The organism is Solibacillus sp. R5-41 (assembly GCF_002736105.1).
GTDB lineage: Bacteria > Bacillota > Bacilli > Bacillales_A > Planococcaceae > Solibacillus.
Window position 1 is genome coordinate 1467550 of the sequence record NZ_CP024123.1, and the last position, 26434, is coordinate 1493983.

General features: G+C 34.3%; 24 protein-coding genes and 2 pseudogenes. 19 read left to right on the plus strand and 7 right to left on the minus strand.

Annotated features, from left to right (window positions below; genetic code table 11):
- Positions 1–128: 128 nt before the first annotated feature.
- The 11 genes and pseudogenes from CSE16_RS06875 to CSE16_RS06925 all read left to right on the plus strand — a co-directional run bounded on the left by CSE16_RS06875 (position 129) and on the right by CSE16_RS06925 (position 9597).
- Positions 129–623, plus strand: coding sequence for a small multi-drug export protein (locus tag CSE16_RS06875; protein WP_099423222.1), 495 nt, complete (start codon positions 129–131; stop codon positions 621–623).
- Between the two features lie 69 nt (positions 624–692).
- Complete coding sequence (locus CSE16_RS06880) at positions 693–944, plus strand: YfzA family protein (protein ID WP_099423223.1); 252 nt, start codon at positions 693–695, stop codon at positions 942–944.
- A gap of 572 nt (positions 945–1516) precedes the next feature.
- A pseudogene (locus CSE16_RS06885) lies at positions 1517–1969 on the plus strand (hypothetical protein); the annotation flags it as partial.
- A 202-nt stretch (positions 1970–2171) separates the two neighbouring features.
- A complete protein-coding gene (locus CSE16_RS21625; RefSeq protein ID WP_216641131.1) occupies positions 2172–3074 on the plus strand; it encodes a hypothetical protein in 903 nt (300 codons plus the stop codon).
- A gap of 127 nt (positions 3075–3201) precedes the next feature.
- Positions 3202–3709, plus strand: a pseudogene (locus CSE16_RS06895) (IS6 family transposase).
- Positions 3710–4121: 412 nt separating this feature from the next.
- Positions 4122–4439, plus strand: a complete 318-nt coding sequence (locus CSE16_RS06900; protein ID WP_099423224.1) for a hypothetical protein — start codon at positions 4122–4124, stop codon at positions 4437–4439.
- A gap of 402 nt (positions 4440–4841) precedes the next feature.
- Complete coding sequence (locus CSE16_RS06905; RefSeq protein ID WP_099423225.1) at positions 4842–5384, plus strand: sigma-70 family RNA polymerase sigma factor; 543 nt, start codon at positions 4842–4844, stop codon at positions 5382–5384.
- Positions 5368–6456: a DUF4179 domain-containing protein gene (locus tag CSE16_RS06910; RefSeq protein ID WP_099423226.1), complete on the plus strand. Its 1089-nt coding sequence runs from the start codon at positions 5368–5370 to the stop codon at positions 6454–6456. Before CSE16_RS06905 ends, CSE16_RS06910 begins: the two co-directional genes overlap by 17 nt.
- Before the next feature lie 518 nt (positions 6457–6974).
- Positions 6975–7424 carry a hypothetical protein gene (locus tag CSE16_RS06915; RefSeq protein ID WP_099423227.1) on the plus strand — a complete coding sequence of 150 codons (450 nt, stop codon included), beginning with the start codon at positions 6975–6977 and terminating at the stop codon, positions 7422–7424.
- Positions 7425–7526: 102 nt separating this feature from the next.
- Positions 7527–7958 carry a metal ABC transporter substrate-binding protein gene (locus CSE16_RS06920; protein WP_099423228.1) on the plus strand — a complete coding sequence of 144 codons (432 nt, stop codon included), beginning with the start codon at positions 7527–7529 and terminating at the stop codon, positions 7956–7958.
- 511 nt (positions 7959–8469) lie between these two features.
- Positions 8470–9597 carry a PepSY-associated TM helix domain-containing protein gene (locus CSE16_RS06925; protein WP_099423229.1) on the plus strand — a complete coding sequence of 376 codons (1128 nt, stop codon included), beginning with the start codon at positions 8470–8472 and terminating at the stop codon, positions 9595–9597.
- Between the two features lie 524 nt (positions 9598–10121).
- Here the strand turns inward: CSE16_RS06925 and CSE16_RS06930 are convergent.
- The 3 genes from CSE16_RS06930 to CSE16_RS06940 are packed head-to-tail and all read right to left on the minus strand — an operon-like array spanning position 10122 to position 12883.
- Positions 10122–10880 (minus strand): gamma-glutamyl-gamma-aminobutyrate hydrolase family protein, encoded by a 759-nt coding sequence (locus CSE16_RS06930; protein ID WP_099423230.1) that lies wholly within the window; start codon positions 10878–10880, stop codon positions 10122–10124.
- 28 nt (positions 10881–10908) lie between these two features.
- Positions 10909–12219: a branched-chain amino acid transport system II carrier protein gene (brnQ, locus tag CSE16_RS06935; RefSeq protein ID WP_099423231.1), complete on the minus strand. Its 1311-nt coding sequence runs from the start codon at positions 12217–12219 to the stop codon at positions 10909–10911.
- 52 nt (positions 12220–12271) lie between these two features.
- Positions 12272–12883, minus strand: a complete 612-nt coding sequence (locus tag CSE16_RS06940) for a GntR family transcriptional regulator (protein WP_099423232.1) — start codon at positions 12881–12883, stop codon at positions 12272–12274.
- Between the two features lie 214 nt (positions 12884–13097).
- Here CSE16_RS06940 and CSE16_RS06945 point away from each other — a divergent pair, with 214 nt between their 5' ends.
- A complete protein-coding gene (locus CSE16_RS06945; protein ID WP_099423233.1) occupies positions 13098–13505 on the plus strand; it encodes a YhfM domain-containing protein in 408 nt (135 codons plus the stop codon).
- Between the two features lie 369 nt (positions 13506–13874).
- Here CSE16_RS06945 and CSE16_RS06950 read toward each other — a convergent pair whose 3' ends face one another.
- Positions 13875–14120, minus strand: a complete 246-nt coding sequence (locus tag CSE16_RS06950; RefSeq protein ID WP_172954360.1) for a hypothetical protein — start codon at positions 14118–14120, stop codon at positions 13875–13877.
- 153 nt (positions 14121–14273) lie between these two features.
- Here CSE16_RS06950 and CSE16_RS06955 point away from each other — a divergent pair, with 153 nt between their 5' ends.
- Positions 14274–15860 (plus strand): Na/Pi cotransporter family protein, encoded by a 1587-nt coding sequence (locus CSE16_RS06955; RefSeq protein WP_099423234.1) that lies wholly within the window; start codon positions 14274–14276, stop codon positions 15858–15860.
- Positions 15861–15937: 77 nt separating this feature from the next.
- Here the strand turns inward: CSE16_RS06955 and CSE16_RS06960 are convergent, their stop codons facing one another.
- Positions 15938–16132 carry a hypothetical protein gene (locus tag CSE16_RS06960; protein ID WP_057982593.1) on the minus strand — a complete coding sequence of 65 codons (195 nt, stop codon included), beginning with the start codon at positions 16130–16132 and terminating at the stop codon, positions 15938–15940.
- Positions 16133–16336: 204 nt separating this feature from the next.
- Between CSE16_RS06960 and CSE16_RS06965 the strand changes: the two genes are divergently transcribed.
- Complete coding sequence (locus CSE16_RS06965) at positions 16337–18562, plus strand: YcdB/YcdC domain-containing protein (protein WP_099423235.1); 2226 nt, start codon at positions 16337–16339, stop codon at positions 18560–18562.
- Positions 18563–18833: 271 nt separating this feature from the next.
- Positions 18834–19271 carry a homoserine dehydrogenase gene (locus CSE16_RS06970; RefSeq protein WP_099423236.1) on the plus strand — a complete coding sequence of 146 codons (438 nt, stop codon included), beginning with the start codon at positions 18834–18836 and terminating at the stop codon, positions 19269–19271.
- 53 nt (positions 19272–19324) lie between these two features.
- On the opposite strand, the gene CSE16_RS06975 is transcribed toward CSE16_RS06970, so the two are convergent.
- Positions 19325–20674 (minus strand): MATE family efflux transporter, encoded by a 1350-nt coding sequence (locus CSE16_RS06975; protein WP_099423237.1) that lies wholly within the window; start codon positions 20672–20674, stop codon positions 19325–19327.
- Between the two features lie 724 nt (positions 20675–21398).
- Between CSE16_RS06975 and CSE16_RS06980 the strand changes: the two genes are divergently transcribed.
- Entirely contained in the window at positions 21399–21734 is a 336-nt protein-coding gene (locus CSE16_RS06980) for a redox protein (RefSeq protein WP_099423238.1), read from the plus strand.
- A 75-nt stretch (positions 21735–21809) separates the two neighbouring features.
- Positions 21810–22193 carry a VOC family protein gene (locus CSE16_RS06985; protein WP_099423239.1) on the plus strand — a complete coding sequence of 128 codons (384 nt, stop codon included), beginning with the start codon at positions 21810–21812 and terminating at the stop codon, positions 22191–22193.
- A gap of 321 nt (positions 22194–22514) precedes the next feature.
- On the opposite strand, the gene CSE16_RS06990 is transcribed toward CSE16_RS06985, so the two are convergent.
- The gene (locus CSE16_RS06990; RefSeq protein ID WP_099423240.1) at positions 22515–23807 is read right to left on the minus strand and encodes an MFS transporter; all 1293 of its coding nucleotides are present in this window, start codon (positions 23805–23807) and stop codon (positions 22515–22517) included.
- A 195-nt stretch (positions 23808–24002) separates the two neighbouring features.
- Here CSE16_RS06990 and CSE16_RS06995 point away from each other — a divergent pair, with 195 nt between their 5' ends.
- Both CSE16_RS06995 and CSE16_RS07000 read left to right on the plus strand, forming a co-directional pair.
- Entirely contained in the window at positions 24003–25256 is a 1254-nt protein-coding gene (locus CSE16_RS06995) for a helix-turn-helix domain-containing protein (protein ID WP_099423241.1), read from the plus strand.
- A 503-nt stretch (positions 25257–25759) separates the two neighbouring features.
- Positions 25760–26341: a helix-turn-helix domain-containing protein gene (locus tag CSE16_RS07000; RefSeq protein WP_099423242.1), complete on the plus strand. Its 582-nt coding sequence runs from the start codon at positions 25760–25762 to the stop codon at positions 26339–26341.
- Positions 26342–26434: the final 93 nt, after the last annotated feature.

A 26434-nucleotide genomic window follows, 5' to 3' on the forward strand; every position in this document is an offset into this window, starting at 1 on the left:
ATAAGCAAGAAGAAATAATTGAAATTTTCCGACAAAAGCGTCTGGGGTTTACTATACATTAATTGGAATAGATGTTAAATTTAAGGTATTGTAAAATTTGATATTTTAAGATAAAAGGAGATGATTTAATGTTTCGTGAAATTGTACAAAATATAATATTGCAATTAAATGAATCAAACCTGATACTACAGTATTTAGGTGTTTTATTCTTATCTTTTATCCCGTTCGTTGAGTCTCCCGGTGGGGCAGCAGCAGGTTCTTTGATTGGTCTTTCATTTATTTTATCAGGATTAATCGCTATATGCGGAAACTGGATTTCAGTAATGTTGATTATAATACCTTTTACCGTTTTATTAAAAAAAATGCGAAATAGAAAATCGAAAGAAAATGGATTTATTCATAATCGAGCAAGTAAAGCAAGAAAATGGTACGAAAATTATGGTGTACCTGGTCTTGCACTTATAGCTCCATTGGTGGCTTCTGGACATATTGCAGCTTTCACATCATTAGCTGCTGGTGCTAATAAAAAGAGAGTCGTCTTTTGGCATACCATTAGTATAATAGTTTGGGGCTTAGCTGGAGCAAGTATAGGCTCTTTTATAAATTACGATATAATGCCGTGATAAATCATTTACACGTTCTCCAATCTGATTTCAACAAAATATTAATTAAAAGGGGGATATGATATTAAAATGAAAAAATGGATTATTAATATTGGTTACTTTGTAATTCTTAATTTAATATTTATAATTGTTGACGGCACACCTCTTATTACAGATTTTGGATTTGGTGATTTTGGAAAAAGAGTTTTACAGACAGGTTTTTTTACAAATTGGTTTAATTTTTATGAAACTCAATTTTTTAATATAGTTTTATTTTTCGCTATGTTGCATTTGATTTTAACTGGCTTATATGATGTCTTATTTAAAGCACGAACTCAGTAATGTGATTCAAAAATTATTAGTTAATCAAATAAATTAGATTAAAATTTAGGATTGATTCCCGTACAAAAGACAGAGGCCAAAAGAAGCATTTATCCACCCAGTTGTCGGTATTGAACCGGCGACTGGGTGTTTAGGTTTATTTGCAATGCAGTTTTCTTGGTATAAAAAGCAAGAAGTTCAGCTACTATAACTCTGTATAATTGATACATATTTTATTGAAATAACGTTCCCAAATTAAAGTTTTGGCGCAAACGAAAATCCTAGAAATCCTGATTTAATAGTATTTCTAGGATTTTTATATGAACATTGTTTATAAGGTATTTTATGCATTTCTCTACAAAGCCAATTACAGCAATCGTTTGAGAGTTTTCTAGTGATAATACAGCGTTGATGTCGTTGCATAAATTCGTGCATATTCTTTAAGGTTGTAAAAAACGCATCTTTCTTACACTAACCCTACGATAAAAGTGTAGGAATTTTAAGTTTTGTTCATCATTTAGTTTTGTTCATTGCTCAAATTGAGGAGTATCAACAGCTAAAAGGTTTTATCCCTAAAAAGACTATCCTATACCGGAGGGGTATCAAACGGTTATAATATTACGCCACAAGATAGTACGCTTAACCGACATGGTGATCAAGCATATATGGAAGACGCTATTCGTAAAGCTGGTGGAGCTACTAATTTCGAAGCAATTATCACATATCCTAATACGGAAACGCTGAATCCTTCAAGTTATCAGTATACCTATACAATAAACGGAAATGTCATTATAGATTCTTTTGAAAATGTGAATCCAGATGAAGTAAACGAAACTCTTGGACTAACAGGAAATAATGAGTCCGAGTCCAAATCAGCAAGTTCTTCAACAAGCGAAGGTGAGCTTTCTAGTGTTGATACAAATGGAAATGGTATCGTGACAATCGCAGAAGCAAAAGCAGCTGGTTTCAGTATGCCAATAACCAATAAACACTGGTTGTACAAATATATGCAAGATCGTGATAATGACGGTGTGGTAGGTGAATAAGCCCCTAAAAAATGGTTTTGCTATGAGGATGCGCATGTAGAAGTGATAGAAAAGAATGAAGAACGTGCGGAAAATATAAAGGGCTTGCACTTGCTCATTAGTCGACTAGTATGACCATACTTTAGAGCTTAATTGCAGTTTTTTAGATATTTTTGCACCAGAACCAGAATATTTATAATCACGTGTGAAAGGTGGATATAAAGTGAAAGTTTTTGGAACAAAAAGTGGTGAATTTAAATTAAAAAAGAACAAATCGCATGTAAATGATGATAAAACATTACACGCGAGTGATGTACAACAGCTAGATTTAACGTCGTTTCCAATTGTGAAAGATTTTGAAGTAGTAGTAACAGAAGATACTAACATGCTCTCATTTTATAGCGCGAAAAGAAAGGAACAGCTGACGACGTTTCCTCGGCATTATGCATTGGAAGAATGTGATGAAGAAGATATCCCATTAGGAACTCGCACAGAGCCGTATATTGATCGAAAAGAAAGCTGGCAAATAAGGATATTCGAGGAAAATGACTTCGTTTATATTTTACAGGGCCATAATAAAAACATACATACATGGTATAAAACACCGAGAAATGCATATTTGAAGCAATGGATAAAACTATTGAAGCGATACTGGCAGAAAAACATCTTCATTGGTACAACGAGTGGTGAATTTAATATTAGAAGCATCAATCAAGAAGCACATATTAATAATGGTAGACTGTTAAAAAATATATATAATGATAATTTGCATAAGGTAAAGTTGGCATCTTTCCCGATTGTCGAGGATTTCGAAATTTTAGTGGGGAAGAAAAAAATCGATTATATTTATTTTTATAGTGCAAGTAGAAATGAAATATTGAACAATTTTTGGGGCTTTCCTTCATTTGCTTATTTTTTGAGCAGAACGAATATTTCCATCGATAGGCCTTTTAGTGACGTTGATCAAGGCTGGCAAGTTATCATATTTGAGCATGGAGAATTTGTTTATGTATTAAGTGGTGGAGAATATACAAACAAGAAAAATATTGTAAAAAAATGGTACAAAGTAAAAAAAGAAATGTTTGAACTTGAGTGCTGTAAGTTGCTGGAAGAAAATTGTCGCTAGTTTAGAAGTATTTTACGTATCGATTACAGAAGAAGGGTTCTGGTGCAAAAATATCTAAAAAACTGCAATTAAGCTCTAAAGTAGGGTCATACTAATACTATTACTCTAAAAAAGGGGCGTAATTAGTATGGATAAGGAACAGCTATTCAAGTGGAAACATTTTCAGTCGGAGATTATTTTGTTAACAGTGAGATGGTACCTACGGTACAACCTTAGTTTTCGTAATCTGGTGGAAATGATGGAAGAACGGGGCTTGTTAATGGATCATACAACAATTATGCGTTGGGTTCATCAATATGGCAGTCTAATCATGTTTCTAAGCCTCGTGTCATCACAGTAGATAAGAATCCGGCTTATCCTATTGCAATTGAACAGTTAAAAAAGAGAAAAGCATACCTGATGGTATGCAAATCAAACAACAGAAGTATTTAAATAATATCGTGGAGCAAGATCACCGCTTTATCAAGAAACGAGTCCGTTCTATGCTAGGGTTAAAAACGTTTCGAACAGCCAAACAGATTAACTATGGCGTGGAAATGATGCATATGCTTAAAAAAGGACAACTTCAACAAGGGGTGAAATCTGTCAAAAACGAGATTGAACTCATACATAGATTATTTGGGGTAGTATCATAATTCACAGATGTGAAGCGTTATGAGGTGCTATGTTTCTAAAAAATTATATTTGCACCAGAACCCCATATTTACGATTTTCAATTAAAGGGCGCTTTTCTTGAACAAGAAGGCGTCTTTTTAATAAGCCCCTCACGTTGAGTGATTAGATTTTTTGAGAAAAAAGATTGTGAGTTTTTTCACTTAAACTAAAGGGGGCGTTAGTGAAAGATCATTTCAAGAATCTTTCCAAACGACGCTTTGGTAATGTTTTTAGGGTATTCGTAACAAGTGATGGAATATCCAATTTAATTATTATTGATTACTACATAATTTCCTGTGGTGTAGCGATGTTTCTACGCGCCATAGATGGCTGACTGGACAGGTTATTAGATAAAGTTATAATGAAATAATATTACGTAAAGGGGAGGATCTAATGGCTATAGCAGTGGTAATAAATTTATTTTTGTATATTGCTAACCTCATGTTCATTTTCCAAAAAAATTTAGAATCCCATAGCGTGGATAAAGGGAAAATTGCATTTGTTTGTTTAAATATGATCTCGCTCTGTTGCGGGATATTTGTAACGATGTTGGTATTTACCTTTAGTAGCTTTGGATACATTATGGGTTTTGAGGAATCAGATTTTAAAAGTAAAATAATAAATGTTGCAGCTTTCTTATATTTTATAGTATTTAACTTAGTGCTATCAATATTGGTGATACGAAAGAAAGTGAATAGCGAACCGACATAAAGGATGACTTAACGGGGCATTAGTTGAACAAGATAAGCCAGCAAATATCTTTCAATTGTTTAGTGAAATATAATTTTATTCCACTGCTTATTACGAATAGCCTAAATTTAAAGAGTTATAATGTATACAAACTAAATCTAATAACGTTCCCAAATGCAAGTTAGGTAACAAAACCTCGTTTTGGGGAGCATTTCTTGTTCAACTAACGGGGGCTTTAGTGCAACAAGCATTTTGAAATTTTTCCCAAACGAAGCTTTGGGAAAATTTTTTTGTCTTGCTGTAATAACTATAAATTTCACTTTAAAAATCATGGGATCAAATATAATTTCAAAAAAATTAAGAGGTTGAAACTTTTTGTACGTTCAGATTACTCTAATTAATGAAAGGAGGAGGGATTACACTGTGAAACATGATATACATACAGTAAAAAGAGCAATTAATGGAGATGCTAAGGCTTTCGAAGAATTGCTTATTCTAGAAGAAAAAATGCTATATTACAAAGCTCTTTCTTATGTTGGTAAAAAAGAAGATGCTTTAGATGCTATTCAAGAAACTTCATGTAAGGCGTTCCTTTCAATAGGACAATTGCAAAATCCAGAGTATTTTTCAACTTGGCTATTTAGAATTCTTATACGTGAATGCTACAAGTTATTGAAAAAGCGAGATCAAATCATACCTTATGAGGAAAATGAACTGTTAGAAAGATTAGAAAAAAAGAAAGACAGCGGAGTAGAATCTTTTCATTTGAGTGAGGCATTATCCAAACTTGATTCATCTTATCAAACATCTATCATCTTATTTTACTATCATGATCTTCCAATTCAGGAGATTTCCGAAATCATGGAAAAGCCAGTAGGGACAATAAAAACTTATTTACGCAGAGCAAAGAAAAAATTAAAGAGTGAGTTAGAAAGGAGTTATAAATTAAATGAAAAAATCACATGATCCGTTAGACGAGTTTCCAAAAGAAGAAGTTCGTTCAGCTATTCAAGCGGGTATTGTTCAAGCTGAAGGACAAATTAATAACAAAATAATCAAAACTCGAGGTAATCAAATGAACAGTGGAAAGCGAAAGATATTATATGCTGTAAGTAGTGTGGCAGCCGCTGTTGGAATATTGATTGGTTCATCTTACTATTCTCCAGCTTTAGCAAGTAGTTTATCTCAAATACCTATTATCGGTTCTGTTTTCGGTAATTCAAATCTAATCGGATTACAACAAGCTCAAAAACAAGGTTTAACAAGTACAATTGGTGAAACACAGACAATCGATGGAATATCCGTTACCCTTGATGAGATTTTATATGATCAAAATAATATTACGATTGGTTATATAATCGAATCAGAAAAAGAACTGGGCGAACACTATTTTGGGGCAGGTGCGGATTTTACGATTAATGGTGAATTACCTAATGGTTCATCAGGTGGATACGGTGAAGATATACAATCGCCCACAACTCGGACTGCAATTCAAGATATAACTGTATCTGAGGATATGCCGAATGCTTTCGAACTTGGATTAATTTTACATGGTGAGAATAGGGAAACGTGGTATTTCTCAATTCCAATAAAACAAATTACGGATATCAGTAAGGTTCCTATTCAACACACAGCAAATGTTGATGGCATCAATCTCACTGTTACAGAATTATCTTTAAGTGAAACGGGTGTCAGCGTATCCTATGAAAGTTCAGAAGAAGGTACGGATTTTGAACAAAGTCGGGCTGGTGATATAGAATTCCAGATGGTTGATCAAGATGGAAATGAAATAATGAGTCATTCAGGTGGAATAACAGGTAAGAAGTTAAAAAATAAATTAGTGTTTAAGAGCAATAAACAGTTTGATCCAATCGATTCAAATGTGACGGAATTGACAATCACTCCTTATTTAGCACTTCCAACTGGTGGAGGAGGAGTAGAATTTGACGAAAATGATGAAACAAGAGAGTTAGAATTTAGAGGGGATTCTTTACAACCAGTTGAGTTTGAATCATTTAAAGTGAAAATACCACAATGAATTTTAGGTAAACAATTAAGTTTTGTGAATTTATTAGCTTAAAGTAACGGTGCTTTCTTGTAGCAAGGATTAATAAAGCATAAAAATTAAATCTAATAAACGTTCCCAAACAAAAGTTTTGTGACGAATTAAAACACTTAAAACGTTGTCATACTAATGTATTAAGTGTTTTTCTGTATTTTATTCATATACACCTTTTTTGCACTATCGTTTGAACTTAGATACAACAAAGCTTTCTATGCTGTTCAAAAGAAATTGCACTGGATCCTATTTTGAATAAAATCTTGCATATACAACGTTATAAATCAACCTTTTCCTATAACATAGCCTTTTTCTTTATTGAACTAACGGGGGAATTTAGTTAAACAAGACCATCATTTCGATGGTCTATTTTTATGTCTAAAACATCAAGTAGGCTTCGGCGGTGATCCATTGTGAAATGTTACACGTTAAAACTAACGGGCAGGTTTCTTCAATAAGCAGGAATGTATTAATAACCTATAATTTGCTAAAAGGGAGTGTGTTCAAATGAAAAAAATCGTTCTACCTTTTTTGATTGGCTTGTATTGGCTGGGTGTAGCGGGGAGTCGGATGATAATGAGGCTATAGGACAACCATTAGGCAAAGTTTCTTTGAATGGCGAACAGCATTATATGATGACGAGTAATTACGAATGGAAAGAAAATAATATGGGAGTAAAACATATAGGTCCTCACGATAGAGTTAAATTAGCGGATAACTTTGAAACATTAGAAGCCGAAAAAGGAGATACTTTGAAATTTGAGATAGATAAAAAACCTTCTTCCGTAGAGATGATTAAGGTGGATGAAAATGACACAATTGAAAGTGTTGAAATGAAAGATAATGAGATTATCTTGCCATCTAAAGAGGGATATTATATTTATGAAATTAATGCGACATGGGATAAAGGAAAAATAACATATTTATTTGATGTTTATGTGAAATGAAATGAGAGTGTCCTACAATTAAAAACTTAAGGTCGATCTTATTAAACTAAAGGGGTCTTTAGTGAATGATGAAGGTTTTCTAAATATACGAGGAGGGAGAAAATGAGGAAAAATTTATTTGTCTTAACAGTAATTTTGTTATTTGTATTAGTTGGTTGTTCACAACAAGAAACATTAACAAAGGAAGCAGATAACAATAGCAATCATTTAGGGGGAATTGCTTCAGATTTAGATATACCTTCTAAGGAAAGTATTTTAAAAGAGGGTTATCCAACAAATAAAAATGGGCAAACCTATGGACCTGATATGGGAGGCTTAAATTCTGGTGAACTTGGAGTACCTGATTTAATATTGGCACAAGGTGAGAACGGTATAATAGGGTATGCAAAAAAAGTAGAATTGGAAGGTCCAAAGCCAAAAACCCCTGAAGAAGCACTTAAACTAAATAATCTTCCTCCAAGAGCAGTTCCTTTGTATGCTTTTGATGGAGAGACTATTATTGGTAAGTTTTGGATAGGTAAGGAAAATAGATGATGTTCTATTATTGAAAAACTTATGGTAAAGAGAATCTGTTATTCAACTAACAGGGGCTTGAGTAAAAAACGGACAACAATATACAATGAGCTTGGTAATACATTCCCCAGCTCATTTTTTTATGTGCACTTTTATTTCCTATAAAAAAACCAATAATCTTGAAGTAGTTATGCCTGTTATTAGACCTGAAAAATCCGGAAGAACTGAATCGGCCACTGCCGTGGCCGTTGTCGTTGACCTTCCGCTTCTTTAAAACATAAATCAGCATAAATTAGCCCGCAACGATTTAAGGTATGGAGAACGATTTTTGTGACTAAGCATATCTAACCTAATGAAATGCATGTACCACTACTAATTTACTAATTTTATAATTAATTATTTGAACTAAAACTATTAAATGTAAATGTTAATCACATATTTTTAATAGTTTTTATTGACAATGATAATCATTCTCTCTATATTATTGGTTACATTCATAATTTCATATTACTTTTGGAAAGAAGGCATTTCTTTGAAAACACGTAGAATCATCGCAAAAATTCATTTATGGCTTAGTATGCTAACAGGGGTTTTTATAGTACTGATTGGCTTAACAGGAAGTTTGCTTGTCTTTGAACCTGAACTAAACAGTATGCTGCATCCTAATTTGTATAAAGTAACAGAAGGAAAAAAAGTTACGTACCAGCAAGCCTTGCAGGTTGTCTCAGAAGCATATCCAAAAGGTCAAATTGACCGTGTATACACTCCAAGTGAACCTAACGCTCGAGGAGTTTACCTATTCCGCCTTAAAGAAGGAGAAGAACAACAAAACATATTTGTCGATCCAGGAACTGGATACATAAATGGAACATTAGGGGATAAAGCATTATTTAACCTAATAACGGAGTTTCACGAAAAGCTGCTGTTGAAAAATTTTAATGGCGATAAAATAATCGGGATAATTGGATTTATTTTCTTTTTTATTACATTATCAGGATTATATTTATGGTGGCCGGGGATTAAAAAATGGGCACGTGGGTTTATTTTAAGACGTAATGCTAACCCTTATGTAAGGCAATATGATCTACATAAAGTCATTGGTGGAGTTTCCATTCCGTTTTTATTGGTTGTTTCGTTAACAGGAGCACTTTTTGCGTATGATGAAATGATTTTTGGTTGGTTTGGTGCAAAAGCAAAGGTGATGTCTCCAGAAGAGCAGCTTATCTCAAAAGCCCTTCCCAGTGGTAAGCTTCCACTTGATGAATTGATAAGTAGGGCTGAAGAAGCAGTACCTCAGGGAACACTTATGCAAGTTAGAATGCCCGAAGAGGTGGAAAGAGGAACTCCAGAAGGCGCAGTGGAATTTCGTCTCAGTGGTTCATTCGATCCGGGGAATGGAAATGTAAAAGTATGGTTAGATCAGTATAGCGGAAAAGTAGTGGGCAAGTTAGATCCACGTGTTAATAGTGGGCTTATGTATCAAACATGGCATCTTCCATTACATACCGGTAGTTTTGGTGGTTTATTTACTAAAATTTTGTATGCTATCGGTGGTCTTACTCCATCTATACTGATGTTCACTGGTGTCTATATGTGGTGGTATAAGAAAAAGAACAAGAACAAACGGAAACAGAAAATCGACTCGAGAGCCGTAGCATAAACACATGGCGACGATGTAAAATCAATTTATGAACATAGCGATTATCAATGGTTATCATTTGATGAAGCGATAGAAATAGTTTCATAACCTAGAAATAATGAAGTTCTTATGTACATCGAAAAACATTTTGTAATTAGAAAACCCCCAGAGTTTTTACCTGTTGGAAATTATAGTTTCTTCTTCAACTAACGGGGGCAATTGAAGATTCGTATCCCGAAATAATCAATCTTTATTATAAAAAACCAAAATAGATAAATAAAGAACCAACTGTTTTGATCAAACTTTGTTTCAAAACAGTTGGTTACTTTCTGTATAAAATCAACGTTTGCACCATACTTTTTATTTAACTTTATTCAAAAAATACAAGAACCCTCGGCAATTCCTAATGGGAAAGCCAAGGGCTGAAAATTCTGCAAGTACGTTACGAAACTTTGCGTTATTCATCTTAATTGAACCGCCGTATACGGAACCGTACATACGGTGGTGTAAGAGAGGGAGTTAATCAATCACTCATTCACTCCTACTCAATTCTTAAGAGAGCACTCCTTAATAAAACTCTCAAAAAAGACAGAGTGATTTACTTTGTTTCTCTGCATCATCTCAGGGTGCCATTGAACACCAACTATAAATCTCTCACCAGGAATTTCAATAGCCTCAATGACACCATCTTCAGCTTTTGCAGCTACTACTAAATTTCCCCCTAAATCTTTAACTGCTTGATGATGGAAACTATTGATTCCTATACTTTTACTTCCGAAAATTTTTGCAAGTCTACTGTTTGTCTCAATATTTGCTATTTGAGAAATATTTTCGATAGGGTATGACATTAAGAAGTGCTCATTCTTAGTAACACCATCTTTAGCAAGATCTTGATGTAATGTGCCACCAAGAGCCACGTTCAGCATTTGACAACCTCTGCAAATCCCTAATATCGGAATTTGATAGTTCTCCAATGCAGATGTGATTAGTACCAAATCTACATTGTCCCTTTTTACAGAAACTTCTCCAACAGCACTTGAAGGTATTTCGTTATAACAAAGTGGGCTAACATCATTTCCGCCAGTAAAAATAATTCCATCTAGCTTCCCAAGAATCGGAAGGATTGTTTCTGGATTTTCAACAACTGGCAAAATCACTGGAATCCCTCCAGCTTTCTCAATTGCTTGAATGTAGTCGTCTGCAAGAAGTTGCCATTCCTGGCTTGGTGCACCAAGGTGAGACACAACTCCAATTTGTCCATTTGGACTAAAGCTACAAGAAATTCCGATAATAGGTTTTTTCATAAAAATTCCTTCTTTCAATTCGTTTAAGTTATGCTGCAATAGTATTGCTAGGCTTTTTATTGAATATTTTGTAAATGATAGTTCCCGCAATAAAACCTACGATCGCCGGTATCAACCATGTGAAACCTTGAGAACTGAATGGTATCTTTGCTACAAATGAGTTAAAGGTATCTGATTTAATACCCATTGCATTAAATGCATCATTTAAACTAAAGATGAATGTAAAACATACTGTTCCAATATACGACCCTCTATTTGGTATATACTTACTAAACAACCCTAAAATAACGATTGTAATCGAAATTGGGTATAGAGCAAGGAAGATAGGTGCTGCAGCTGAAATAAGTGCATCCACTTTAACATTTGCAAAAATTGCACTTATTATTGTATTAATAGCCACCCAAAAAGTATAAGGAATTTTATTATTTGTTAGGTCTGTCAAGAAGTCACTACACGCACTTGTCAATCCGATTGCTGTAACCAAGCAAGCTAGTAAAACACATAGTGCAAGTAGTATCATGCCACCTTGCCCCATCAATTTAGTCATCAACTCTACTAACAAACTAGTTCTTTCGATATTATGGTTTGAAATTACTTGGCTACCGGAAGCCCCAAGATAGAGCAATCCTCCGTAAATTATGAAAAGCCCAAGGCCAGCAATGGCAGAAACATAGATTGTAATTTTCTTTAATTCTTTTCCAGCGTATCCTTTGGCACGGATCGCTGCGATGATAATATTTGCAACGAGCAGTCCAGTCAATACATCGGCTGTTTGATAGGATTCAACAAAGGCATTCAAAAATGGTTGTGATAAATTGGTTGAAATTGGATTCCCAATAGGAGAAAAAATGGCAACAACAACGATAACTAGCAACAATCCAAATTTAAAAGGAGTGAAGAATTTTCCAATTGTATCAATAACCTTTGCTTTGTTAAAAGAAACTAAAAACACAATAGCAAAGAAAATGATGCTGAACAAGAATGTAGGGAAATTAGGAAAAAATGGTTTAATAGCAATTTCATAACTAGTTCCAGCAGTTCGCGGAACATTGATGAAAGTTCCAATCACTATCATGATGAGTGTACAAAACACTTTATAAAACCAAGGTGCTATTGGCTTAGTTAAGTCAGCGAATGTTCCTCCGCTAGCAGATACAGCTACAATTCCTAAAACCGGTAAAATTACACCTGTAATTGTCATACCAAGTAACGCCGGAACCCATTCTGTTCCCGAAGTAAAACCAATAAAGGGTGGGAAAATAAGATTTCCTGCTCCAAAGAATATTGCAAATGTGGCAAATCCAATAATAATACTGTCGATTAAAGTTTTATTCTTCATAATTCCCTCCTAGGTTAACGCATTTTAATGAAAACCTCTAACTATTCAAAATCTATCCATTTATAATATGTGTTTCTAATTCTTTAATCGCTTTGCTAATGTCTTTAGATTTAATTGCCTCAATTATTTGTTCATGTTCCTTTATATATCTAGAAATTTGATAATCTTTTCTACGATAATAATATGGGTTACTAAATAATCTTTCTCGAATATTAGAAAGTGTTTGAATAAATAAGGAGTTTCCGTAAACTTCAGTAAGTTGAAGATGAAAGGCAGAGTCTAATTTCAAAAATTGATTTATATCATTGTTTTCAACACACTTTTTCTGTTCTTGAATGATTTCCTCAAGTATCTCAATTTGTTCCGCAGTCATCAATTTAACTATTTTTGGTATGGTAAAAATCTCTATCGCTAATCGCAGTTCATACATTTCTTCTACCTCATGGACGTTCAATCCTAAAATTTGAATGCCATGGTTTGAAATAATTTTTACAAACCCTTCATTTTGTAACCTTTGTAGAGCAGTCATTATTGGTGTTCTACTTATTCCAAGCTCAGCCGCTAACTGATTTTGGGAAGTGAAACCGCTTTCTAAAAAATCACCCCTAATAATTTTGTTTTTTATTTCATCATACGCTGTTTCTTGAAGTGTTTTTCCTTTCAAGAAAATCCCTCCCTACTTTATATTCAACTTACATGTAAGTTGAATGTAAGATAAAATTTATACTACTCTGAATATTAGGGAATGTAAATGTATTTTTTTGAGTAATATTTTCCAAATAAGCAGAAGACATTTAAGAAAATTGAGGAATATGATTGTGGGAGTGAATTTTTATGCTTAGAAAGGCAACGTTGACTGTTCAATATGGGGGATATCAATGCGATCTATCATTATCATTTTGTTAGGTTTTGGACTGATAACTGGTTGCTCAAATGAAGTAGTGAATGAAGAACAAAAAATTGAAGTTCAAATACGGGTTGACGATGAAAACAATTATGAAGATTTCAAAGAAATTACGAATAATGATGGAGTCCAAAAAGTGAAAGAGATAGTTTTTGATATTGAATGGGAAAATGCAAAGGTACAGATGGAACATCCTGCTGATTATAGGTTTATATTTCAGTATAAAAATCCTAATATAGAAGCGAAAGCCGCATCATATAATCTTTGGATAAGTCCTAATAATGATATAGTCGAAATTGTAATGGAAGAAGATACATACGCTAAACTAAGTAAGGAAAATTCAAGTATTCTTACCAAATTAATTAGTTCCTTCTTCAACTAACGGGGGCTTTAGTTGAATATTCGGTTTCCGAAATGATCAATTTTTATTATAAAAAAACCTATACAGATATGAAAAATAGCCCCTTTTTGAACAATCTTTGTTCAAAAAGGGGCTATGATTTTCTATAAAAATCATCATTTATAGCTGTATTTTAATCAATCTTTATTCCAAGTCAACTGCAATTAGGGATTTTGTATCGTTAATAAAAAGAAAAGGACTTGCGTATATGATTAATTTTCATAAACGCAAGTCCTTTTATTGTGCATTCCACTTAATTTTTTAGAGACAGACCTGTAATTATGAGAAATTCTTCATGTTGTACTAAAAATAACTGGAAGTGTTCGGCATATTTTTAGAAATGATTTAAAATCACATTAATTCTTTCATTCTCACTAGATCATGATTTTCGGATGAATAATCGAGTCTCATTTTATCTAATTCAATTTTCATTTTCTCTGTTTCAATAATGAAGTTTTTCTGTCTTATTTTTTCAAGTTCAATTTCATCCCGCATCATATCGGCTTTAATTTTAGCAAGTCTTCGCTGATGATCGGTAACGATTGCTGTGATTGGCACAGTCATAACAATCCCTACGATTATGATTGCTGTCAACATTTGATCTACTCCTTTATAACTTCTTGTTTTCCATTGTAACTTAATTTGCGTTTAAATCAAAGAATATACTTAATTGTAAAAATATTATTAAAATTACCATTCAATAATGATAAGATATGTATTTGGAAATAAATACAATGTGGTGGTGTTAGAATGCTTACGATTTTTGGAGGGATTGGTCTGTTTTTATTAGGAATGGCCATGTTGACGAACGGATTAAAAGAAATCGCTGGAGATGCGTTAAAGCGGTGGCTTAATACATTTACAAAAGGTCGTATAAGTGCCGTGTTTTCGGGGGCAGTCATGACGTTGCTCGTGCAATCCTCGACAGCGACAACGCTGTTAACTATTGGATTTGTAAGCGCGGGTTTACTCACATTTATGCAATCCATTGGTGTGATAATTGGTGCGAATATCGGGAGTACAAGTACGGGTTGGATTATTTCATTAATAGGATTTAAAATTAGCCTGCAAACGATGGCATTACCAATCATTGGTGTTGGGGTATTTATGTCCTTAATAGCACCGAATGATGTTAAAAAATTTGGTGGGGTCCTCGCTGGATTCGGGCTATTATTTTTAGGGATTGATCTGTTACAGCAAGGGATGGGCTCAGCGCAAGAATTGATTTCATTTAATGCAATCCCAGCCGATACTTTTATTTCAATTTTTTTATTAATCGTTATCGGGATTGTGATGACAGTAATAATGCAAGCTTCCAGTGCGGCCATGGCGGCAACGTTGGCAGCGTTGTTTGCAGGCGCAATTGATTTTGAACAGGCGGCGTATTTAGTCATTGGACAAAACATAGGGACAACGGCAACGGCATTATTTGCAGCGATCGGGGCTTCGGTTTCAGCAAAACGGACGGCAATGACGCATTTATTATTCAATATTATTACGGCTGTTATTGTCACGATAATTTTCCCGTATTTTTTACAGGCAACGAAATGGTTTACAATTTTAATTGCAGGTGAATTCGAACAAACATTGGGATTAGCGATTTTTCATACATTATTTAGTTTAGTAGGTGCGTGTATTTTCATCCCGTTAATGCAACCATTTGCCAATTTATTAATGAAAATTGTTCCAGAACGCGAAAATGCACTGACACGCAATTTAGATGACAGTTTAGTAGCCATGCCCTCTGTCGCGATTGATGTCTCCTTTAAAACGTTACGAGAGATCATAATCGAATTAACGAAAGCACTACAACGGTTAATTACGATGAAAAAAGTGACGATTGAATACGAAAAGAAAATGTTAGAAGTAGAAGAAGCCATTGATACTACACGGACGTTTTTAGATGGTATTCTCGTGACATCAAAACGCGAAAGATTAAAGCTTATTTCGATTTTACATACGTTAGATCACTTAACGCGTTTAATTAAGGTTTTAAGAGAACAACAAAAAGTCGAAGCGATTTACTTACAAGAAAAAATGATGCAGCAGTGGCAGGAAATTTTAACAATGATCGAGGATAAAATTTCACAGGAAGAAAAAATGCTCGATATTTCATTATTATTAGAGCAAACTTCTCAAGAAATGGCACAAGAGCGAAGAAATAAACGTAAACAATATTTTGAACGCTCCGTAGCGAATGAAACTCAGCTGGATTTAGCTGTTTCGAAAGTGGAAGCATTGTTGTGGATTGACCGACTCGTTTATCACTATTGGAGAGCAACAGCGCGTATGGCAGAGTTTCAATCTATTAACGAAGACTCGAATCACAAATCGTAGCGGTGGCGATGCCATTGTTGAAGATTTCGCTCAGCTAAAAATAGCCGTTAATTCTTAGTAGATTAACGGCTTGTACATTATCGAGTATGCTTTTTTTCAACTTTCATGCCAATAATTCGAACGACAATTCCAATAAGGATAAATACCCATCCAATCCCAATGAAAACGTAATTTAATGTTGTACCTGCATTTGGAAGGACATCAAATAGCCCTAAGCAAACAACGACAATTCCTGAAAAAGATATTAATAGTCCTGCTGTTATAATGCTCAATTATTTCACCTCTAAAAAAATTCTACCACGAGGTGTTTATGAATACAATGATACTGCGTGTTTAATACATTGTGAAATCAAGAGAGAAATCAAGAGAGAAATCAATAGTAGGTTAAATTACTTATTTTTTCTTTTTTGCTAAATATTTGAAACTTTCACCGGTTTAAACTCGTCTTATAATAAGAGAAATGGAGGATGAAAATTATGAAGAAATGGTCAGTAGCAGTTGGGTCATCGATTTTAGCGTTAAGTTTATTAGCAACTACAGCGGAAGCTTCAACGTCAGTGCAACAAAAGGATGAAAGAATTCCAATATTAGTTGCATTGAATGAAAATGATGTTTCAAAAGAACAATTAATTAAAAAATTAAAAGAGATACTTCCAGAAACATTTAGTTCGTATAAAGATAGTGATTTCCAAATGAGTAGTATGAGTCATCATTATGTTGGCGATGATGTGACGCGCTATGAATTAATGTTCAACAAAATGGTGGATAAAAAAACAACTTCGGGAAGCGTTACATTTGCAGGTGATAATTTAGATTTAGAAAGTTTTTATTTCCAACCTGGTAATATGAAGGATGCCATGTTCCCTGGTAAAGTGACGAGTGAAGAAGCGCAAAAAATTGCGGAATCCTTCATGAAAAAGATAGCAAAGGGGAATGACTTTGTTATCAATAGCGATGTGCCAAGTTACTATTCAACTCGAGTTTTAACAGAGCCAATTTCGTATAACTATTCCTTTGTTCGCGCTGAAAATGGGGTTCCGATTCAAGATAATATGATTTTAGTAAGCGTTCTAGGAGACGGTCAAATTCAAAGTATTTATCAAACAGTCAATGGGAATAAGCGTTTAGCCTTTGAGGATAAAGCGTCGATGATTTCTTCTCAGGAAGCGATTAACAAATTTAAGGACAATGTTCAATTAGAACTACAATATCAAATTAATTATAACTTTAATTCAGGAGAGCCATATGTACAGCTCGTTTATCAACCTGTAACGACAATGATCGGTCTTCATGCGACATCGAATAAATGGTATACATTGTCAGGTCTAACTGAAACCGTACCGACACAATCTAAATTGGAGAGGGTAGCAACGGCACCATTAAAGCCGATGAGTCCAATTACTTTAGAACAAGCAAAAGAGATTGCGAAAAAATTGACGAATAAAGATGCAGGTGAAGGGAAATTTACGATTGATTCTGCTTTTGAAAGTGAACGAAATGGTCAAGCGATTATTAGTATTAGTTATTCGTATCATGTTGGAAACTCATCATTTGGTTCGTCAATAGACTTTAATAAAAATACAGGAGAGTTAATAAACTACTCTGATTTCTCTTCATACCAGAGCCATCTTTCAAATGAAGAACAACCAAAAGTACCAAAATTAGCGAAAGATAAAGTGCTAAACATTGCATTGGAAGCAGTTAAAGAATTTGCACCTTCTACATTACATGACTATTCCAAGCCAACGATCGACCCTTACTATGACGAACAATCGGGTACGCATCATGTCACTTTCCCTAAAATCAAAAATGGGCTAATTGTTAATGGTGATAATTTATCTGTAACGGTTGGAGATGATGGCCAAGTAAAATCATACTATCGCTCAGCATATGAAATTGATGAATGGCCAGATGCTTCATCAGCGATCGAAAAAACAAAGGCTACAGAAACATTTAAAGAGGCGTTATCTACCAAGTTAGTTTATTCGAGAACGGGCAATACTAATCCGGAAGAAGCGTATAAGTTAGTTTATATTCCAACGGTGAAGGGACAAGAATATTATCACATTGATGCTCAAACAGGTCAGATTGTGAATGGTTTTGTTAATGGCGGACAAGATCAACTTTCTATTACCCATCCAACTGCAGAAAAAGAGCTAAATTATTTAATCCAAGCAGGGGCAATTGAAGTGAAGGATGTAAGTCAATTTAATGCGGATGCAGCCATTACAAAAGGCCAAGCATTAAAAACGATTCTTAAGTCATTAACATATTTCTATTACGATGACTACAATCAAACTTCAGAAAAACCAATGTCATTTGACAATATCGATCCGAAACATCCGCTTTATCAAGTAGTTGAAAGTGCATCGGCAATTGGGATTTTAAAACCTGGTCAAGAATCGTTTAATCCGGATGAAAAAATAACACGTGAAGAACTATCTGTATGGTTTATTCGTACATTAGGGCTTGAACAAGCAGCGCAACATAGCGATATTTATAACGTGGCCTATGCGGATAAAGATAAGATATCAGCGCAATATAAGGGTTATGTAGCATTATCACAAGCGATGGGACTACAAAAATTACAGCAATCGAATTTTAATCCAACAAGTGAAGTAACTTATGCGGATTTAGCAGTTTCAATCATTCAATTGGCATACGAAATTGCTGATAAACGACAATCTCGTATGTATTACTAATTAGCAAGAAATAACGTCAAGTAATTGTAGTGAAATTTCGACGTCCCGTAAAGTTAGGACTAAACTTTACGGGATTTTTTGATTCAATTATGAAAAAAAACGCACATTTTACGAATGCACGTTCTATTTGCGGCATATAATTGTAGTTTTAGCACCCCTTTTTATGCTAAAATAAGAATAAGTGCTCATTACGAAAAAAATTGGCGATAAATTTCGGAAAACGTTGTAATATATTTAAAGTACTTAATTATTGATGGAAGTTGGGAAAAGGATGCAAAAGAATAAATATCGTATTCATAGTAATGCATTATTTGAAATTGCTCAAAGTCGTGCTTTTACGGAAAAAGATAATATTGAAGAACGCTTTGATGAAACTGGCAAAATTAAATTAGTAAGTGATCGTGCAGGAGCCGATCTATTGTTATTTTTAGTGAAAACAGAAGACGGACTTTCTTACTTAGTAAAATGGGATGACTCAGAGGAATTTTATAAAGGCTTCAATATGGCGTGGGAAGAATTTTTATGGTGCCTAGATATTATTAACAAACCTTTAGAGGAAGCAGCTAAAAAAGCGGCAATCGAAGCGGCAGAAGCAGCAAAAAAGGCAGCAGAAGAAGCAGCTTTAGCAGCAACTGAAGAAGCAGCAGCTGAAGAACAAAAATCACAGCCAGATGAAGATAAAGAAGATAAAGAAGAAGTAACAAATTAAAAAACCACAATTCACTGAGCATGCATTTCAGTGAATTGTGGTTTTTGTTTTCGTTAATTATTATTGGAAGGAATAATAGCATAGCGTTCCCATTTACGACTTTTCCAACGAATAAGAACTAAAATTGCTCGTATCCATTCGTCACAAGTAATGGCTAGCCAAACACCTACAAGTCCTAAATCAAATACAAAAACAAAGACATAGCCGAGCGACAGACCGATAAAAATCATCGATACAATGCCGATTCTGACTGGATATGTGGCATCTCCAGCAGCACGTAATGAGTTGATAATCGTGATGTTAATCGTCCTTCCGGTTTCCAGTAAAACACTTAATAAAAGAACGCTTGCACCAATTCGAATAATTTCGTCATTGTCCGTAAATAGACCGATTAACGGTTCACGGAAAAAAGTGACAAGAGCGACCATAACAAATGTAAAAATAAGTGCAGATTTCACGCTAAACCATACACTTTGATAAGCTCGATCTTTTTCACCTGCTCCGACGTAACGTCCGACTAAAATAGCAGTTCCCATGCCAATTGCCATCGCGAATAAATACGTAAACATTGAAATATTGACTGCGTATTGACGAGCAGATAATGCTTCAGCCCCAATATAGGTTACATAATAAAGCAGAATAATTTGGCTTGTTTGATAAAGTACTTGCTCAAGTGCTGAAGGAATCCCGATTTTTAAAATTTTTGTAATATAATCTTTTGTGAACGTGTAATAATCTTGAATTTTAATTCGAACTTCTAACGCCTGATAGAGCAGCCAGAAAAATACGATTGAAGCTAATATCCGACTAATGACAGAGGAAATCGCTGCGCCCTCTACGCCTAATACAGGTGCCCCGAACTTTCCGAAAATTAAAATATAGTTCAAAATTACATGGACGACATTCATGCCGAGCGAAACAAACATCGTTTGCTTCGTCCAACCTTGTACACGAATTACAGACGCAAGGGAAGTGATGAGTGCTTGCACAAAAATAAATCCACCTACAATTGCTAAATAGCTTTGTGCAAATTCAAGTACGGCACCTTCCAAATTCATCATTTGCATAATTTGATCGGACATTAAAAGGAATACGCCACTTAAAACTAATCCAATGATTAAATTTAATGTCACAGATAGAGCAGCAATTTTAGAAGCTTCCCCAATTAATCGAGAGCCTAAGTATTGCGAAACAACAATAGAAGCACCTGTTCCAATAACCCCTAGTAATAAAATCGCTATTTGGATGTATTGATTGGCCGTTCCAACACCTGCAACAGCATCGTCTGACACCGCGCTAAGCATAAAAGTATCTGCGAGCCCCATGAGCATAAATAGAAATAATTCTAAAAATAGAGGCCATGTTAGTTTAAATAAACTTAAATCATTTGTTGATTTTGCCATTTGTTTCACTCTTTCGTGTAGTTGATTAAAGCAAAACGTATCGTAACATAAATTTCGAGAGCCGGATAGTCCGAATTGTAAATCAATTTGAATAGTATCGCTCTTTCACCAAACCTGTGCAGCTCTCTATAAATGAAAGTATTCTTATAAGCATTCTAATAAAGAATGGACTACTTTTGGCTGGTTAAGCACTTGAGTCACACAGCTTTGTTGTCACAAATCTGTACTGAATCATCTTTGTGCTAGGCCAGCCTATGTGTACGTTGGGCCTACTGAAACCATCCGCATATAGTACACTACTAAAGTGAGAGACGGCGGATTCATTGATATTTTTCTTCTCCACGTGCCTCACCATGGGATGTTTTTCATTCCGCTATAAAGTAGCACTTCTGTTTTAATAACAGAAACAATCTAATATATAACTTGAACACTTAAATTTTGATTTATAATTGGCCCCGCGGAAAGCGTCCGGACCGGAATGGAAATCACTCCTCCTTGTTATGGTAAACATCTAAAAGGAGCATTTTTTAGTTTAACTCATAGAGAGAGGTCCTATGAGACCATGCGAATGTATTACAAGGACCGATTTGAATGTTTTACCAAAACGAACGTAATTAAAAATCATCATATGCGGTAGCTTAATGGATGAGAACTTGCTACTTTCATAAGGCTATTTTGATTTTTCCATCTGATATAATATAGGAATATAAAGGAGTTGTCATTTATGCAGGCCAAGAAAGTTACGATTTCATGTAAAAATTGTGGTGAGGAAATGACGATTGATTTCAATCAAGCCCAGTTTTCTTCATCCCTACAAATAGTAAACGGGAAAAAGCATCAAAGTCGCACGTTTATGGATAACTGCCCACATTGCGAAACGATGAATACAGTAACGAGTGAAAATAAAATGGAGTGGGGAAAAAGAAAAGGACCGAATATAAAATTTGTTATGTTCTCAGGTCTGTTTTCCTGCTTAACGTTTATCGTATTCGGTATCGTTGCCATTTATTTTGCATTTAAAGGGTTTCAATTAGTAATGGATTGGTTTTTCAATAGTTAATTTTTATACAAATAAAACATTTAAAGGAAATAATGATACAATTATTTGGAACATGTTGATACGAGGGGGACGTTCATGAAACTTGCTATGAAATATATCATTCTTTATGTAAATGATTTCGAAAAAACAATCCATTTTTATCGCGACATTTTAGCTTTACCGATAAAAATGGAGCAAGGAACGTATGTGGAATTTGATACGGGTGCTACAACTTTATCTGTGAATACGCGAGAATCTGTCAAAGAAGAAATTGGATTAGATGTGCCCGACACTATTGTAAAAATGCAAACTTTTGAAATTGGATTTGTTGTAGAAGATGTGGAAGGGACTATCGAGAATTTACGAAATCAAGGTGTCCCAATCATTAAAGAGCCTGCGAAAAAGCCTTGGGGACAAACTGTGGCATACGTTGCAGATCCGGATGGCCATTATATTGAAATATGCACAGCCATTGAATAACTTGTATCAGCAAAATTCCCCTACTTCTATAATTGGGTGGGAATACTAAATATGCAATTATATTCAGAGGAGTTCAAACCCTAGCTGAATCAGAGGAACTCAAGCTAAGAACGCCGCATCGTGCGGCAACGCCTGAGTGACCAACATCGTGTTGGCCCAATGCCCCGGCGGATGTCACAGATTTTTAAGGGGAGTTTTTCGAGCGAGCTCGAAAAAAATCTGGACACAATTACGCTAAGGCGTAATTGATTGTAGCTGTAACAAGCAAAAAATCCACTCGTACAGCTTATGTACATGGTGGATTTTTGCGTCCTATATCATTTATTCTAAAACCTCAAGTACTTGTTCTGCTACTTGTTTTTTTAATTCTGGGTGTGCCATTTCAATAATTGAACGTCGCAGTAATGTTAAAACAATCATGACTAAAATGCTCCCGCTAACAAGTAAAATGTACTGAGCTGGGATAATATCATATAAAATCCCGAAAATTAGTGTACCGATAGGCATCATGCTCATGGCCATCATTTCAACAATTCCGAAAACGCGACCACGAAATTCCTCTTCAATTGAAGTTTGTAATATGACCCCAAGTGGCGTATTCGTTATAACACCAAGAGCACCAAATAGAAACATTAAGGTGAAGTAATATATGAAATTCATGGTAGCTGAAAATTGAACTAATAAAGGTAAGGCAGCGAAAAGGACTAATATTGCCATGAGCAAAGTCGAGCGTTTCACAAGCAATAATGGAAATTTTACACTTGAACGTGTAGTAAAGTAAATCGCCATTATAAGCATACCAATTGCCGTACCTGCTTCAACAAAACCAATCAGTTTTGGTTCCAACTGTAAAATTGTTAGCAAAATATAACCACCGCCAATATTCATACAAGTAAAGAATAAATTTAACCATAGCGCTGTCCATAATATTGAACGAATGACGCGCTTTTTATTGACATAAGCAAATCCAGCTTTAAGACTTTTAAGCATCGTTTCTTTTTCAGCAGGTGCATTTGTCACTTTTTTATATAATGTAAAATTCATTGTAGATTCCAGTATAAGGGTAATAATTGAAGCGATAATAAAAATAACTAAAAAGATTTTCATTGAAGCAAATCCAAATAACATACCACCAAAAACTGGCCCGCCGATCCCTGAAAGAGAGTAGGATAATTGATTAAAACTCATTGCTTTTTGAAGGCGTTCCCCATCCACTAAATTGGCAATGGATGCTGAGAAAGAAACACTTGTAAACGTACTAAAAATACTATTAAAAAATGTCGCCATATAAATCGCCATTAAAGATAATTCAACCATGTGCGTGTAAAGGAGTAATACACTTACCGATAAGACAACCCCAGCTTGCCCTCCAAGAACTAACCATTTCCGAGGCATCCGGTCTCCAAGTAACCCAGCAATTGGTGAAATAATTGTTCGTGGCAAAATACTGAGTAAAATATTTGTTGCGAAGCTTAAGGATGAGCCTGTTAAAGAAAGAATATACATACTAATCCCAAACGCATAAACACCTGATCCGAGTGAACCAATCATTTTACTTATTAAGAAAGTGTATAAATGATACGTCGCTTTTTTATGCATTAATTGTTCATTCATAAAATCCTAACCCCTTTGTTTAATTTGATTAAACTTATAATAAACCATAAAAATGGGAATTGCAATATAAAAGTTTAATTAAATTAAATTCTCTTAAATTTAATTTGTTTTATACTTTATTTTTGTTTAATTAAATTTAAAAAAATTCCTTTAATCACTTAGATTTGGTACACTTGACTGTAATGAGGTGATAATATGTTAAATATCGGTACAAAAATAAAAGAATTACGAAAAGAAAGAAAGCTGACGTTGGCACAAGTTGCAGGGGATCGTTTATCAAAAGGCATGCTCAGTTTAATTGAAAATGGAAAAGCACAACCTTCAATGGAAAGCTTGCAGCACATTGCGAATCAATTAGATATTGGGGTTTCAGAATTAATGCAGGGAAAAGATGATGAAAAAATCCGCTCCCTTTTTCTTGAAGTTGAACAATTGCGTGCCCAATTAAATAAGGAATTTAATAAAACGAAATACAATGAAAAATGCGAGGAAATCCTTCATTTAATTGAACCGCTTGTTGAAGAGGACATGTTAAATGGCAGTAATTATGAGGAAGTACGTTTAGTTGAAATTTATTCGAGGGTGCGATATTTACTAAAAATAGATACGTCGATCACTCCATTTTTAAACGTCATAAAAATGTATGAGCAAATCCATGCCTATTCCAAAATAATAAGTGGCTATTGTCGAATTTGCGCCATTAAATTTGAGCAACATTTATACGAAGAAGCGCTAGACTATTTATTAGAAGGGGAAAAGTATATAACTCGCTATGAAGGGTTAATTGATGAGTTAGAAAAGCTTGATTTATATTACAATATTACCGTAGTTTATTCCGCATTAAACAATGAACAAAAAACGGAACAATATTTAGAAAAGGCTTTGAAAATTGCAAAAGAAAAGAAAATTTTATATCGCTTAAATGATTTTTATCGTTTCTTATTTGTTATTCATTGTTCAAAAGGGGATGCCGAAAAATCTCGTTACTATTTGAAAAAAATAAGCGCGTTTACTGAAATTTTAGAGGAACCGGCAGAAGCTGTTATTGAACAATTATTGAACTTGGTTTATATGAATCAAATTGAGAAAGACTACGAGATGGTAATACGTTTAAAGATGGAAGAAACGCCAATAACTGAAGAATATTTAAGCCCATTAAAGGTTTTCCTCCATGGGGAGTATGCTTATGCTTACTGGCATTTGAAACAGCATGACGAGGCAAAAAAAGAATTGGAAACACTAAAGCTCACTGAAATTCATCATCATCCAATCGACTTAGTGAGAATTTATCGAGCCTTTGCGATTCGTGCCTTATGCTATCTTCAAGAAGGTGACATTGAAAACGCCAAAAGAGATATATTATATGCGGTGGATGGCTGCAAAGATTTTAGTGAAACACCGGAAAAACGATTTATTTTGGATGCGTATGAGGAAGTTTTAGGGAAATAGCAGTAAAAAGGAATTAGTATGAACTAAATGGTTGGAATGATGTAATAAAGCAATTCTTACATTTTACCCAAAATATTCATAATTTGAAATCATTTGTGCTTTTTGAAGTGTCAAAACTTGCTCAAAGTTCGAAAATTCTTCCTCACTTGAATATAGATCTGTACCTAATAAATATGACTTAGCAAGAAAACGGAGGTTGGTCGATCAAATTATAAGTATCTTTACTCTCCTTTGATTTAGTGGCGCTTTAGTCGATAAAGGCACAATAAGATAACTCTTTTACGTTTTTTTATATTTAATTTAACAATCTAGGCGCTTAGATCTAATAGATCAAGCGTCTTTTTTTGTGCCAGCTTGTGAAATTTTTAAGGACTGTCCTTGAGAGAATAGATGATTACGTAAAATAAATAATTTTCATATCGATGAAATTATTTCATAATATGTTGCTTATAGCTATAATATATACTATATTATTCACAATAGTGAAAAATCGGGGTGAAGTGATGAATATAGGGATGGAAATAAAAAAATTGAGGACTGAAAAAGGAATTACTTTGAAAGAGTTAAGTGAAAAAAGCGAACTGTCTGTTGGATTTCTGTCTCAATTAGAAAGGGGTCTTACTACCATAGCAGTGGATTCACTTGAAAAACTAGCTGATATTTTGGAAGTACATGTAACACATTTTTTTGAATACCCTATTAAAAAGAAATTTATGGTTTTGAGAAGTTATGACCAAGAAATAATGGATTTAGTAGAAGGTGGTTTTATTAAGTATAGTTTAAGTGCAAATTTGGAAAATAAACAACTTGTTCCAAGACTTATAGAAATTCTTCCTCAAAGGAAGGATGAAGAAATATTATCCTACAAGCATGAGGGAGAAGAGTTCATTTATGTTCTAGAGGGTATATTAACAGTTTACATAAATGGTAAGAGGCATGAAGTATATCCTGGTGACAGTGTTCATATGGAATCAAATATTGCCCACAATTGGGCTAATTATACGAACAAAAAGGTCAAGCTTATAGCTGTTAATACGCCTAATTATATCTACAATAGTAGGTTTTATACTAAAGATACTGATTAGTAAAGACAATCAATTACGCCTCGCCGTAATTGCGTCCAGATTTTTTCGAGTTCTCTCGAAAAGCTCCTTTTAAAAATTTGTGACATCCGCCGA

Coding starts and splice junctions, on each gene's coding strand:
- CSE16_RS06875 (WP_099423222.1), top strand. CDS start 129: ATGTTTCGTGAAATTGTACAAAATATAATATTGCAATTAAATGAATCA.
- CSE16_RS06880 (WP_099423223.1), top strand. CDS start 693: ATGAAAAAATGGATTATTAATATTGGTTACTTTGTAATTCTTAATTTA.
- CSE16_RS06900 (WP_099423224.1), top strand. CDS start 4,122: ATGGCTATAGCAGTGGTAATAAATTTATTTTTGTATATTGCTAACCTC.
- CSE16_RS06910 (WP_099423226.1), top strand. CDS start 5,368: ATGAAAAAATCACATGATCCGTTAGACGAGTTTCCAAAAGAAGAAGTT.
- CSE16_RS06920 (WP_099423228.1), top strand. CDS start 7,527: ATGAGGAAAAATTTATTTGTCTTAACAGTAATTTTGTTATTTGTATTA.
- CSE16_RS06930 (WP_099423230.1), bottom strand. CDS start 10,880: ATGAAAAAACCTATTATCGGAATTTCTTGTAGCTTTAGTCCAAATGGA.
- brnQ (WP_099423231.1), bottom strand. CDS start 12,219: ATGAAGAATAAAACTTTAATCGACAGTATTATTATTGGATTTGCCACA.
- CSE16_RS06945 (WP_099423233.1), top strand. CDS start 13,098: ATGCGATCTATCATTATCATTTTGTTAGGTTTTGGACTGATAACTGGT.
- CSE16_RS06950 (WP_172954360.1), bottom strand. CDS start 14,120: ATGTTGACAGCAATCATAATCGTAGGGATTGTTATGACTGTGCCAATC.
- CSE16_RS06955 (WP_099423234.1), top strand. CDS start 14,274: ATGCTTACGATTTTTGGAGGGATTGGTCTGTTTTTATTAGGAATGGCC.
- CSE16_RS06965 (WP_099423235.1), top strand. CDS start 16,337: ATGAAGAAATGGTCAGTAGCAGTTGGGTCATCGATTTTAGCGTTAAGT.
- CSE16_RS06970 (WP_099423236.1), top strand. CDS start 18,834: ATGCAAAAGAATAAATATCGTATTCATAGTAATGCATTATTTGAAATT.
- CSE16_RS06975 (WP_099423237.1), bottom strand. CDS start 20,674: ATGGCAAAATCAACAAATGATTTAAGTTTATTTAAACTAACATGGCCT.
- CSE16_RS06980 (WP_099423238.1), top strand. CDS start 21,399: ATGCAGGCCAAGAAAGTTACGATTTCATGTAAAAATTGTGGTGAGGAA.
- CSE16_RS06985 (WP_099423239.1), top strand. CDS start 21,810: ATGAAACTTGCTATGAAATATATCATTCTTTATGTAAATGATTTCGAA.
- CSE16_RS06990 (WP_099423240.1), bottom strand. CDS start 23,807: ATGAATGAACAATTAATGCATAAAAAAGCGACGTATCATTTATACACT.
- CSE16_RS06995 (WP_099423241.1), top strand. CDS start 24,003: ATGTTAAATATCGGTACAAAAATAAAAGAATTACGAAAAGAAAGAAAG.
- CSE16_RS07000 (WP_099423242.1), top strand. CDS start 25,760: ATGAATATAGGGATGGAAATAAAAAAATTGAGGACTGAAAAAGGAATT.